Origin of the sequence: Psychrobacter sp. AOP5-GZ1-6, assembly GCF_052376345.1 — a bacterium.
In the GTDB taxonomy this organism is placed as follows: domain Bacteria; phylum Pseudomonadota; class Gammaproteobacteria; order Pseudomonadales; family Moraxellaceae; genus Psychrobacter.
Genome location: NZ_JBQSVP010000016.1, coordinates 15,646 through 27,896, shown reverse-complemented (window position 1 = coordinate 27,896; position 12,251 = coordinate 15,646). Strand labels below are relative to the sequence as shown.

Below are 12,251 nucleotides of genomic sequence, written 5' to 3'. Positions count from 1 at the left end.
TTTATAGTGAGATAGAACCTAACTTCGATCTAAGCCCTCATCTCATAAACACTATCGTTACCGCCTCTATAGCTAGCAAAGATATGCTGATAAACGTCTACAGCCTTGGTATCCACATCTTCATCACTATATGACTCTTGAGGTAGCCATAGCAGATTGTCATGAATGACTATCTTAATCTGAGCAATAACCTCACGACTTTCTCGCCAGCGCTCAATATTTAACTTTTCAGCCTTTAATACGTCTAGTGTTTTCTTAGCCACTTTCTTCACTTCTTTGACGTCTTTTTTGCTCAGTTCCTTACCTTCAGTCAGTAGATCAAAAATCGCCAATACTTCCTGATCACCTAAGTTTTCTTTTATAGCTCTCTGTTCTTCAGCAGATAAGTCTTTAACAAAATCGTTCAGGTCATCAAAAACCTTCACCGTATTCTCTAAAGATTTACCTGCATTGTAAGCGTCTATTATTTCTTTATAACGCTCATAGAACTCAACTCTTGAAGGATTTTCCTTCAGCATTTGCTTCAGCTTATTCTCAATAACTTGTTGCAGGGTGTAGGTGATCGTATTTTTTTGGTCAGACTTAGCAAATGCGTCTTTTAATTTATCAAAATCTAAATTACTTAGGTCAATATAGACACCGTCTACATGATCACTTTGTTTGACACTGATACTATCACTCACCAAAGCTTGTAGCTTTTGCATGACTTCAGTGATATCAGCAGACTTGACGCTTTTATTGAGGCGCTTATAAATAGCATCAATTGCGTTATGGTCTTTGGTATGAGCCTTGGCTTGCGGTTCAGGAAAAAGAGCTTTATATTTTCTAAAGACATTTCTCGCCATAACTTCAAAGGTAGCGCGAGTGTTCTCGTTTAAACACACGCAGTTTTCAGCTTCTTGTATTTTGCTTATTCTCATCATTGGATTAGCATTCTTGAGAGATTCAAGATCAAAGCCTAGTGAGTAAAGATGCTTTGTTGTCTCTTCAATAGCAGCTCTGAGCTCTTCTTCTAGTTCAGATAGATCTGCTATTGGGCTACCAGTGCCCTCTCCCTTGCCTCCGCCACCAGTACTCCCACCTTCACCATATACAGAATATGCTTTTTCTAGCTGCTCGTAGACATTACCATAATCAACAATTAAGCCATTTTCTTTTTCATCATCATAGACACGGTTTGCCCGTGCTATGGTCTGCATCAAAGTATGACCTTTGATTGGCTTGTCTAGGTATACGGTAGAGACAGACTGAGCATCAAATCCTGTGATCCACATGGCACAAACAATCGCTAAACGAAACGGATTATCAGGATCTTTAAATTCTTTTTCTAGGTCACGCTCTACCATTTTTTTACGATGAGTCGCGATGTCTAGTCCCAGTTTTTTAAACTTATCAACTTCATTTTGCTCACTACTGACTACAACACAAACCTCAGTTTCAGCAACTCTTTTGTATTTGCGGCGCAGCTCTTGAGCTTCTTGCAGATCCTCAGCGTCGTCGATACGCTTTTGCAGCTCGACCAGATATTCAGTCCAATAGCTTTTGATCAGATCATACATACGCACCGCAGTCGGCTTATCAAGAGCAACTAGCATGCCTTTACCTTGATAGCCACGCTCATTAAAGTGCCATACCAAATCTTTAGCAATGGTCTCTAGTCGAGACTGTGCAGTTAATATGGGATAATTTTTACTGAACTTATAGATGAGTTTTTGTCTTTGCTCTTCGGTGAGATTTTCATCCTCTAAAGCTTCAGCCATCTTTTCATCGAGCTCTGGATTATCGATCTCGAGTAGCTCGCCCTTATTTAGATAATGTAGCGGTAACGTCGCCCCATCTTCAACCGCACGTTTAAAGTCATAAACGGACACGTAGTCACCAAATATATTTTTGGTCAGCTCTTCCTCATCTTTGATAATCGGCGTGCCAGTAAAGCCTAGGTATGAGGCATTGGGTAAACCATAAAAACGCATGTTACGCGCGTAGATACCGCCTTGTGTACGGTGAGCTTCATCTGAGATAACGATGACATTTTTTCGATTGGTGATTAATGGATATTCGCTCTCTTTATTTGGGTCTATAGAAAACTTATGAATCAAGGTAAATATATAGCGATGGTTTTCTGATAACAGCTCACGTAAGTGCTCACGCCCCGTCATACCAGATTTGTTACCTGCAATTAGATGCTTTTCGTTTACTACGCCAACGCCAGAAAACGTGTCATAAAGCTGACTTTCCAGCTCACTTCTATCGACTACTAACAGGAAGGTATAAGAGCCACCCATCGTGCGATGGATTTTTTCGCATAGAAAAACCATCGAATAGGACTTACCGCTACCTTGGGTGTGCCAAAACACGCCAAGCTTACCTTGTAAGTCTTCAATGTCATCCACTTGATCAATGACTTTATTAACACCGATATATTGATGGTTTTTTGCCATTATCTTGACAACCTCACCATATGAGGTATCGAACAACAAAAAATTCTCAAAAATATCCATCAAGCGCTTGGGATCGCATGTACCACGAATCATGGTATCTAAACTAACGATACCTTCTTCGTTTTCTTCGATACGCTTCCAATCAAGAAAGTACTTATAAGGACTGGTTATCGTACCGACTTTGGTATCTATGCCATTACTGAGTATGACAAAACCATTGCAATGGAAGATGGCAGGGATGGTATCTTTATAATCAGTAAAGTTATCATCATAAGCGTGACGTAAGTCTTTGTGATGAGCTTTTAGCTCAAAGAATACCAATGGAATACCATTGACGAAACCTACCATATCAGGTCGACGGTTATAAAGGTCACTTACGACCTCTAATTGCCTGACTGCCAAAAAGCTATTATTGGTATAGTCATTATAATCAAAGACTTTTAGATGACGCTCTTCAAGCTCATTATCGCTATTATTGAACTTAACAGGGACGCCATCTTTTAGCAGCTTATACTTTTCTTGATTGATCCTGCCTAGCGTTTTATCAGCCGTTTTTTGAATGATGACTTCAATTGCTTGCTCATAAGCAGTGTCTGGCAAGTCAGGGTTTAAGGTGACCAAAGCATGGCGTAACTCACGAGTGAGAACGACCTCTGACCTGTCTTCTCTCCCTAGTAGGCTATCCTTACCAAAATCTTCGTTTTTCCAAGCGGTGACTACCTTCCAGCCAAGCTCGGTTAACGCTTCTTCGGCCGCTTCTTCAACCATGCCATCTTCTGAATACTCGTAGCTCATGACCGTCCCTATAAGTTATAGCTGTTTTATTTTTATACTTCAATGATACCCATCATCAGACGTGGTAAGAGGAGATCTCTAGCTTCTTTCAAATACTTGTTTTGCTTAGCTAAGTTTTCAATCAATAGATATAAAGGCTTAATCAGCTCTTCAAACTTCAATAAAATGTCAGTAGAAGGGATTCTAATTTCTATATTTTTAATAATGCTTTGGCTAATATTTTCTTGAGCAGCACCCATTCTAAAGTTCAGAATATATTTTTTATTGTAAAGTAGATATTGGTGAATAAAGTAAGACAAATACTCTTTGTCATCTTCGACAAGAAATGCACAGCAAGCTTGGTTTGTTGAAACTGACTTAGCGGCAAAAGTCGTTTCTCCGATAGTGTTACCGTACATCGCTAGTAAAACTGTATTTTTAGGAAACATTTTTGCTGAAGACTCTTTTAACCCTACTTCTGTTATATAACGCTCTGACTCAATTAAAATGAACTGCTTTAATTCGCCCGTTCGAACCCAAGGAATATCTCCATTTTCATAATACTCCACTTCTTTTGTTTTGCTTGGTGTTCCACCTGATGATGTTTTAAAAACTTCGCCAATTTTCGTATCTTCCCATTCCTCAGGCAAACCTGTCTCTGCGTCAACTTGTGTGTTTTCATGATCGGGAAACTTCATACGCACAAACCATTCTTCGTAAATAAGCTGTGCTTGCTCCTCTAATAGCTCGATACGTCTTATATTATTTTCGATTAAGTCATCGTAGGCTGATAAGATGCTAGCAATTTTTTGTTGGGTTGGCAGTGGTGGAATGATACAAGGCAAGCTTCTTATCATAGCCAAACTAAGAAAGCTTTGGGCTACACCACTTTTTATCCCTTTAATTGACTCTTGAAAATACTGTCCTTTTATCCAATAAAGTAAGAATGCTGGAATAATATTTGTATTTGGTCTCAATATTGAGACACTACTAGATAATCCAAAATCATCGTCATTATTGACGAGGTGGGCTGCTCCCATTGAACCGATAATACTTAAGAGTATGTCTCCTTTTCTAGGTTTTGTAAGCGCTTTAGAATCTTCTTTGAAATACTTTAAATAATCCTCTTTAGATATATAATCAACTTTTGATAACTTTAACCCATTCAAATCAAAATTTTTAGAAGTTAAATATAACACTCCTTTATCGACTCTTTTTATTGATGCATGAGCGCCATCACCCACTAATGCCACATCGTTTATTGTTTCTTTTTCCCAAACATCTTTCACAGCTCAACCCCTTGAATCTTTTTCATAAGCTCAGCTGCTTCTTCATTTAGACTGCTAAGCTCTGAGCGAATCTCAGTCATACGCCCTTTGTAATCAAAATCCATATCAATATCGATATTTACGCCCACATAGCGCCCTGGCGTTAGGCTATAGTCTTGCTCTTTTAAATCATCAAGATCCACTACTTTACATAGCCCTTCGACATCAGCATACGTGCCATCAGGGAAGTGCTCAGCAAACCACTCATTGTCTTTACTAATGCCAAGATCATCACCACGAAAGGCGTTCATTAGCGCAGTTAAGCCTTCTAACTGATCCTCACTAAAGTCTTGAATCGTACTACTGACTTTACGATAAGTGTTACGCGCATCGATCATCAAGATTTTGTCTTTGTTTTCCGCTTTCTTGTCTTTATTAAAGAACCAAACGTGACACGGTAGTGATCGGGTATAAAAAAAGTTATTGGCAATAGAGACAATACACTCGACATCGCCCGTCTCAATCAGCTGCTGACGTATTAGCTTTTCTGCATGACCTGCATCAGTCGCTGACGATGCCATGACAAAGCCTGCCCGACCTGACTCATTTAGATAACTGTGGAAGTATTGAATCCATAAGTAGTTACCATTACCTATCGTACCGCCTCTGGTCAAAGGTGCGCCAAACGGCAAGCGAGCGTCTTCTGTGAGAAACTTATTTTTCCCATCGATACCACTTACGTTAAATGGTGGGTTTGCCATCACAAAGTCACATTTACCAGTGAGGTTATGCGGATTGGTATAAAAGCTATTACTCTCAATAATAGCGCCTTCAATACCATGAACAGCAAGGTTCATCTTAGCAAGCTTAGTATTATTATTTTTGAGCTCTGTACCATATACAGTGATGGCTTTATTGACGCTTTTGTCTGGATTATGATCTCGAATGAAATGAGCCGTTTGTACGAACATACCACCAGAGCCACAAGCTGGATCATGAACGACACCATGATCTGGCTGTATAAAGTTAACGATTAGATTAACCAGTGATGGCGGTGTGAAGAACTCACCACCTTCTTGTGCGCCCGCGCCTTGCATGGAGAACTTCATCAAGAAAAACTCATAAATGCGGCCGAATACATCGCCTTTGGCTTTTCTTACTGCGTCTTTATTAAACACACGCACAAGGTCACGCAATAACTTGCTATCAAATGCTTGATAGTTTTTCGGTAGTATTCCTACTAAAGAAGGGTATTCTACTTCGATGATCTTCATCGCGTTGTTGATGGCTTCAGCGATATTCTCACTTTCAGGTAACGCTGCAAGGTAGTCATACTTTGCTTTTTCAGGCAGTAGAATAGATCCTTTGGCGACAAAGTCATCTTTGGTTACTTCGCGCTTTTTTCCAGTACGAGGGTTAATAGGTAACGACTCTTCGATACTACCCTTAGCTTCTTCATATCGGTTCTGTACAAACCTTAAAAACACCAAGCCTAATATAGGGTCTTTATATTCAGCGGCAGTAAGCGTTGAATTCGCACGCAAATTATCAGCTGCGCTCCATAGGTCGCTTTCGAGCTGTTTGATTGAAATATCCATGAACGGTTGTTTTCCTAATCTATATTTGAATGATTACTGCTTGTATGTTGCACTATAAAAGGTAAGCTGATCATGAAAGTTAAAACCACATCAGCATACCTTCTATCGTACTAGCTTGGACAGTATGATTTGAATTTTAGAGTTTCCAAAGCTGATCTTGTCGTGCTTGCTGTTCTAATAGTAGCTTTTGGATGGTTTGCTGAGTCTCTCGGCTCTTATCTACACACTCAATTGCCTGTTCTTGCTCATCATCAGACGGTACTATAACAGGTATCTGCTTGAGCTCTTTTAATGATATATTGGGTATAGTAGCCCCTTTAACTAGGCTAGCAATTTGAGTTTGCCCAATATGCGATTTTAGATAAGCATATAAAACCTTTGGATTCACTTTATCAGAGATTGGCCTTATCACTATCGCTGATCGATTCACCATCCAACATCCATCATCTGTCGTTGGTACATCTTCGGGAACAATACCAAGCTTACCAGCAGAACCTTTTAGAATGAAAATGATATCATTTGGCTGTAAAAAACCTGATTGGCTCTTCGTGCGCTCTGACTCTGATATGTAAGCCTCTTTGGTTGGTGTAGAGATATCACCAATGTCGTTTAGTTCACTAGCGCCCACTTCTAAGACAGTATAGTCACCTTCCTCTGGCTTAACAGATAAGCCACGCTCAAAACGGACAATACTATCAAGAGTGACTGTCTTTGCTTCTTCAAGAATTTTATTGACCGTCTTTTCCTCTGGATCTAACAGGTAACGCCCAGCATCTAGACGATATTCTTGCTCTTTGAGAGTCAAGGCTGACACTGTGGTTGCGCAAGCTAATTGCTCATCAGATGCTAGGTTCTTCAAAGCGATATCTATATTTCTCAAGCTTAGTAATCGCTTGGTTGTCTTTCTAATAAACTCTTCACCAGTTACGTCTACAAATCTTACCGATTGGTTATGACCGTTCGGCTCAATGAGTAACAATGATGTTTTTACAGCAGTTCCTGTCCAGATCCCTGACGGTAGGGATATAACTGCTTTAAGCATACCGTTAGTAACTAAATGCTCTCTTAAGTCTTTTTCCATAGTGGAATACAAGAATCCTTCAGTCACTGAGACAACAACGGTTTCACGACATTGTTTAAGCAAATGCAAAATATTAGCTGATTCAACCTTCTTAGTCGGTATGATAAATCGATCATAGCTATCGATATTATCAGAAATATGCTTTGGTACTGTTGCGCCCATCGGTGAGAAGCTAACACCATAATCGAAAGTCTTTAATTCGTTCTTGGACTTTGTATAACTAGGTTTATCCAATGCATTAGAATATGATATCTCAAACCTATTTTCGCTCATCAACGATAAAGCATCTGCTATCATTCCTGACTGATTGATTGTCTCATAATAAACACCTTCAGACTCCTCGCTAACTATAGTAACTAGAGGAAGTGAAGCAGGTGACATTAGATAGGTTGTCTTACCACTTGTATCACCTAATAATGCATTTACTAGCATATATACGCTAAAGTCTGTAAAACCTTCACTAGTCGATAAAGTGAAGTTTGAAATAATCGTTCTGATTGAATCAACTGCTGGGCTCTCTAGAGTGATGTCTTCATACTTCAACAACGTATTTATTGCGCTATGAAGAAATGGTAATGGCAGATCCTCTAGAGCATTATCGTATGAGAAAGCCCGCTGTATTTGGCTATCCTCACTTGCGTTAAGAGCCTCCACAAGCGCTAGCCACTCGCCTTTATACTCTGCTAAACTTTGACTTAGCTTTAAACCCTTCGGAAGCTTGTCTTCTTTTGATAACACTAAGATTGTTATTAGCTTTAATGCGACCTCATTGTGTTTTCTAATACCATACTGATGCATTAGATCATATAAGCTTATGACCAGCTCTTTAGTTTTATATTTTTGCATAAGATGAAATTACCTTTAATTTTTAGTATTGAAAGACATGCTATTTAAAAGCAAGTCTTCGATCATAGCTGTCTAAGTTATAGGTAGTAATCAATGTACCGCTTTCAGAAACAACGACTACCCCACCTTTTTTCAAAATATTCTTTAGCGTCTTAATAGCCGTTTGAATCTCTTTGACATCAAGATCTGCACCAGAACTTATTTTCTCATAACAGCTTAGTTTCATCTTACTCTCTCCCTTTTACACGCTAGAAGAAACTCCAATTCTACGAGTAGTTCTTTTGCGCGTTGTTTGTTCACAATGACCTTATCCCCGTCTACTTCTCCGAAAGCCATAACAATATCTAGTTCGGCTTTACCTATAGCCCGTTGACCCATCCTCGATACTAAATGCGTTGAAACTTTCATCAGAATTTCCTTGCGATCATTATTTGATGCAAGTAGTGTCTCATAGAAACTTAATGGTGTAAATAGTATTGATATAATATTTTTATAATCCAATTGGCAAATTTAATATTTCTACATTTTTTATTTAGTTATTGAGCTAGGTAACAGAGCATATTGCTTATATCTTGGAAGGCTATATTTGAAGAAAGATTAAGTCGATAACGGTAGTTCTATCGCTTCATATGTATATGAAGTAAATATCATTGTTTGCATGCACAGCAAGAATTACACGGCTTTTTTTGTTATAAGGTCTACTGGGTTGTTTAAGACGGTAGTGAATAGTATTAAGCAATGAGATAGAAAAAAATCTACTAGAAATGGTTTTTTGGTGATAATATATGTTTGAAATTAAATAATTAATTGGAAATATCTTGATACAATTAATCATGAGAAAAATCCCATTATTTGCCTTGCCTTCAATACTGTAGCGCTGTTGGTCTATTTGATGGTCTAATATGTATCTATACTAAAATAATTACAATCAAATCAATTACTTGTATATAAAGTTTGACTTCCTCCTTCACCGCCAATCTTAGCTCTTCATAACAGCTGCCTAGTTTTCCTATCTTGTCCTACCCCACCCTAATCCTTGTAAATCTTTATTAATAACGCTTCTAGCGTTTTTTTTATGTCTGCTGTTTTCCCAACTCAGCCCAACGTGACTCATCTATATAGTAAAAAACATGCTTATATACTTATTCAGGATATCTAATGGCATAAGTAAATCATGAGACTGTATAGTGGTTAAGTAATATGATTTAATTGAAACAATATCTCAATGCACTCTTTGAAAGTTTAGGAAATTTATGCCTCATAATGATACTGAGAAAAATTTAAGTGAATTTCAAAGTCCTGCAGAGTCCAGTAATCACTATGATAAGCTCAACTTAATCCTAACTGAGCGTAAAGCTAGCGAGTTAGTACTCGATGATGTTTGGATGCGAAAAATTTGGTTGTGGGCGGATAGTTGCGACATTCCTGATGACGTGATACCTCAAGATAAAAAAACTTTGCTAGCATTAAAAAGCATCGTTCTAGAAGCTCAAAACGTGACTAAGTTACCAGAGAGTATCGGACAGCTCAAGAATTTAGACCGGCTTGATCTAAATTATAACAACCTCAACGCGTTACCTGAGAGCATTGTACAACTGCAAAACTTACTTCAACTTGGCCTCAATGGTAATTGTATTGAAGCGTTACCAGTTGATATTGGGCAACTGAAAAACCTAAAAACACTTGGCCTCACTGGCAACAATATTACCGTGCTACCGAAAAGCATTGGGCAACTCAAAAGTTTAACGCAGTTGACGCTTGGTAGTAACACCCTTAATGAACTACCTGAAAGCATCGGACAACTTCGGGACTTGACTTATCTTTCTCTTTTTGACAACAATCTCACCTCTTTACCCGACAGCATTGGGCAGCTTAATAACTTAACTTGTTTATTTCTTGCTGATAACAATTTAAACGCATTACCTAAGAATATTGGGCAGATTGGAAACTTAGCGACACTGACGCTTAGTGGCAATAAAATCAGTACATTACCCGAAAGCTTGGGGGAGCTTAATAACCTAACTCAGCTGACTCTCAGTGATAATAACCTTAATGAATTACCTACTAGTATTGGACAACTGCATCGTTTAGAGATACTGAATCTTGATAATAATAACCTCAATGAGCTACCTGAAAGTATCGGGCAACTTGGCAACTTGACTAAACTGGTGCTTAGCGACAATAAGCTCAGCGAATTACCTACGAGCATTGGAGAGCTTAATCGTTTAGAAATACTGGATCTTTCTGATAACGATTTGAGCGTATTGCCTGAGAGTATCGGGTATCTAGACCAGTTAAAAACTCTATATATTAAAGGCAATAATATTAAAAATCTTCCGGAAAGTATTAAGCACAATAGCGATTTGTGTATTTATGACGATAACGGCCTGTGAAATAAGGCGCGCGACTTTGTGAGTCACTGTGTCTAGGGCGCAGCCTAATTTTGGGAATGAACCAAAGATAAAAAACAACGCATGTCATAAAACCTTGCACTCACTAACAAAAAGCCAACTTCATTATTGAGCATTTATTTGTAGTATCAATACTCATCATTTTGAACGATCAATCAAATTCAATGTGTAAATTTTTTAAACAAAAATGATAAGGATAAAAACGATGTCAACAGACTATACTCAAAAACTCCATGCCGGTGTAAAATTCCCAGACATAGACGTAACCATGCTAAACGGTGACGTCAAACCATTAGGAACTCCCGAAAACGGGCACGATTGGAAACTGGTTGTCGTTTATCGTGGTAAGCATTGCCCAAAATGTACGCAATACCTCACTCAGCTTGAATCCATAAAAGAATCATTTGCTAAAGTAGGCGTTGATATCATCGCTGTTTCAGGCGATAGCAAAGAGCAACTAGAGTCACACCTAGAAGAGCTAGATATTAACTTCCCTATCGCGTACGGTCTGACCATTGAACAGATGCACACGCTAGGTCTATACATCTCTGACCCACGCTCAGCAAAAGAAACCGACCATCCATTCGCTGAACCAGGTCTATTTGTTATCAATGCAGAAGGGAATATTCAGATTCTCGACATCTCAAATGCCCCATTTGCCCGTCCAGACCTAGAAGTCCTCGCTGGTGGCTTAGCATTTATTAGAAACCCAGAAAACAACTATCCTGTTCGTGGTATGCATCGCTAGAGATTACTTAAATAGGGCGTATTGAACGTTCAACACGCCCTAGTAGTTTATAAATATCTTTCAAAAAAAGAGCTCCCAATCTGGTGAGCTCTTTTTTTGTGCTAATTGATTTTGCGCTAATTGATGACGTTCTAAAAAATTTAGCTGTAATAGACAAAATTCATAATCTATCCATCTATAATAATGTACGGCTATGATAATCTTAGATTTGGCACTTTTAAAACTATTATCCAATATATTGATCATCTACATACAAGCGTATTTTATCTATGTCCAAAACACTACTCATCACCACTCGTACCATTTTGACCATTATTGGTCTCGTGATTATTATTGATTGCGTGGCGTTAATGGCTGTCGGTAAAATTAACTTTGGCTCGGTAGTGCCTTTTCTAGTGGGTAGTGTATTTGTCGCTCATGGACTATTTTGGCAGGCCATTCGCAGGTTTTTTAGCCGAAACCCTTGGTTAAATCGTTTATGGTATGCACTGTGGGGCATATTCGTACTTTGGCTCATCAGCTTTGTAATATTTATCTACTCCTTACAACAGCAGATTAAACTCAGTCAGCAGCCTGCACCTAGCGTTGCAGCCATTATCGTATTGGGTTCAGGAACAGTCGCAGGCAAACCCACACCAACCCTCGCCAAAAGATTGGATACGGCTGTACCACTAATAAAGTCACAACCCAATGCAGTGGTTATCACCAGCGGTGGCGTTGGTTTTCAGCGTACACGTAGCGAGGCGGATATCATGGCAACATATTTATATGAGACCCATGGCATAGAATTTGAACGCATATCACAAGAAGGTAAAAGTACCAGTACAGAGGAAAACTTAGCCAATAGCCAAGCAATACTAGAGGAAAAAGGGCTCTCTATAACTAACCCTATCGCGATCGTCACCAGTGATTTTCATACCATTCGCGCAGCGAGTATTGCTAAGCATCAAGGTTATCAGCAACCTATCACCGTCGCTAGCCCTACGCCCTTATCTATTCGCTATAATGCATGGTTCCGCGAGTATTTTGCCTTTGTGAGTGGTTGGCTATTGGGAGAGTATTGATACTAGCTGTCTATAAACTA

The 12,251-nt window shown here is 38.9% G+C and carries 8 protein-coding genes; 3 read left to right on the top strand and 5 right to left on the bottom strand.

Features of this window, described 5'->3' with window-relative positions:
- Positions 1–29 precede the first annotated feature (29 nt).
- The 5 genes from ACT3RN_RS03910 to ACT3RN_RS03890 all read right to left on the bottom strand — a co-directional run bounded on the left by ACT3RN_RS03910 (position 30) and on the right by ACT3RN_RS03890 (position 8,234).
- Positions 30–3,236 (bottom strand): type I restriction endonuclease subunit R, encoded by a 3,207-nt coding sequence (locus ACT3RN_RS03910; protein ID WP_442069463.1) that lies wholly within the window; start codon positions 3,234–3,236, stop codon positions 30–32.
- A 32-nt stretch (positions 3,237–3,268) separates the two neighbouring features.
- Positions 3,269–4,504 carry a restriction endonuclease subunit S gene (locus ACT3RN_RS03905; protein ID WP_442069465.1) on the bottom strand — a complete coding sequence of 412 codons (1,236 nt, stop codon included), beginning with the start codon at positions 4,502–4,504 and terminating at the stop codon, positions 3,269–3,271.
- Positions 4,501–6,081 carry a type I restriction-modification system subunit M gene (locus ACT3RN_RS03900; protein WP_442069467.1) on the bottom strand — a complete coding sequence of 527 codons (1,581 nt, stop codon included), beginning with the start codon at positions 6,079–6,081 and terminating at the stop codon, positions 4,501–4,503. The genes ACT3RN_RS03905 and ACT3RN_RS03900 overlap by 4 nt, the downstream gene beginning before the upstream one ends.
- Before the next feature lie 136 nt (positions 6,082–6,217).
- Positions 6,218–8,008 (bottom strand): N-6 DNA methylase, encoded by a 1,791-nt coding sequence (locus ACT3RN_RS03895; protein WP_442069469.1) that lies wholly within the window; start codon positions 8,006–8,008, stop codon positions 6,218–6,220.
- A 40-nt stretch (positions 8,009–8,048) separates the two neighbouring features.
- Positions 8,049–8,234: a hypothetical protein gene (locus ACT3RN_RS03890; protein WP_192519335.1), complete on the bottom strand. Its 186-nt coding sequence runs from the start codon at positions 8,232–8,234 to the stop codon at positions 8,049–8,051.
- Positions 8,235–9,261: 1,027 nt separating this feature from the next.
- On the opposite strand from ACT3RN_RS03890, the gene ACT3RN_RS03885 reads away from it, so the two are divergent.
- From ACT3RN_RS03885 to ACT3RN_RS03875, 3 genes are all read left to right on the top strand, one after another.
- Positions 9,262–10,401 (top strand): leucine-rich repeat domain-containing protein, encoded by a 1,140-nt coding sequence (locus ACT3RN_RS03885; RefSeq protein ID WP_192519334.1) that lies wholly within the window; start codon positions 9,262–9,264, stop codon positions 10,399–10,401.
- A gap of 223 nt (positions 10,402–10,624) precedes the next feature.
- Positions 10,625–11,167 (top strand): peroxiredoxin-like family protein, encoded by a 543-nt coding sequence (locus ACT3RN_RS03880; RefSeq protein ID WP_192519333.1) that lies wholly within the window; start codon positions 10,625–10,627, stop codon positions 11,165–11,167.
- A 269-nt stretch (positions 11,168–11,436) separates the two neighbouring features.
- Positions 11,437–12,231 carry a YdcF family protein gene (locus tag ACT3RN_RS03875; protein WP_192519332.1) on the top strand — a complete coding sequence of 265 codons (795 nt, stop codon included), beginning with the start codon at positions 11,437–11,439 and terminating at the stop codon, positions 12,229–12,231.
- The last annotated feature ends 20 nt before the right edge of the window (positions 12,232–12,251 follow it).

Bases quoted from the DNA above. Each gene is read 5' to 3' on its own strand.
- ACT3RN_RS03910 (WP_442069463.1), bottom strand. From the start codon at position 3,236: ATGAGCTACGAGTATTCAGAAGATGGCATGGTTGAAGAAGCGGCCGAA.
- ACT3RN_RS03900 (WP_442069467.1), bottom strand. From the start codon at position 6,081: ATGGATATTTCAATCAAACAGCTCGAAAGCGACCTATGGAGCGCAGCT.
- ACT3RN_RS03895 (WP_442069469.1), bottom strand. From the start codon at position 8,008: ATGCAAAAATATAAAACTAAAGAGCTGGTCATAAGCTTATATGATCTA.
- ACT3RN_RS03890 (WP_192519335.1), bottom strand. From the start codon at position 8,234: ATGAAACTAAGCTGTTATGAGAAAATAAGTTCTGGTGCAGATCTTGAT.
- ACT3RN_RS03885 (WP_192519334.1), top strand. From the start codon at position 9,262: ATGCCTCATAATGATACTGAGAAAAATTTAAGTGAATTTCAAAGTCCT.
- ACT3RN_RS03880 (WP_192519333.1), top strand. From the start codon at position 10,625: ATGTCAACAGACTATACTCAAAAACTCCATGCCGGTGTAAAATTCCCA.
- ACT3RN_RS03875 (WP_192519332.1), top strand. From the start codon at position 11,437: ATGTCCAAAACACTACTCATCACCACTCGTACCATTTTGACCATTATT.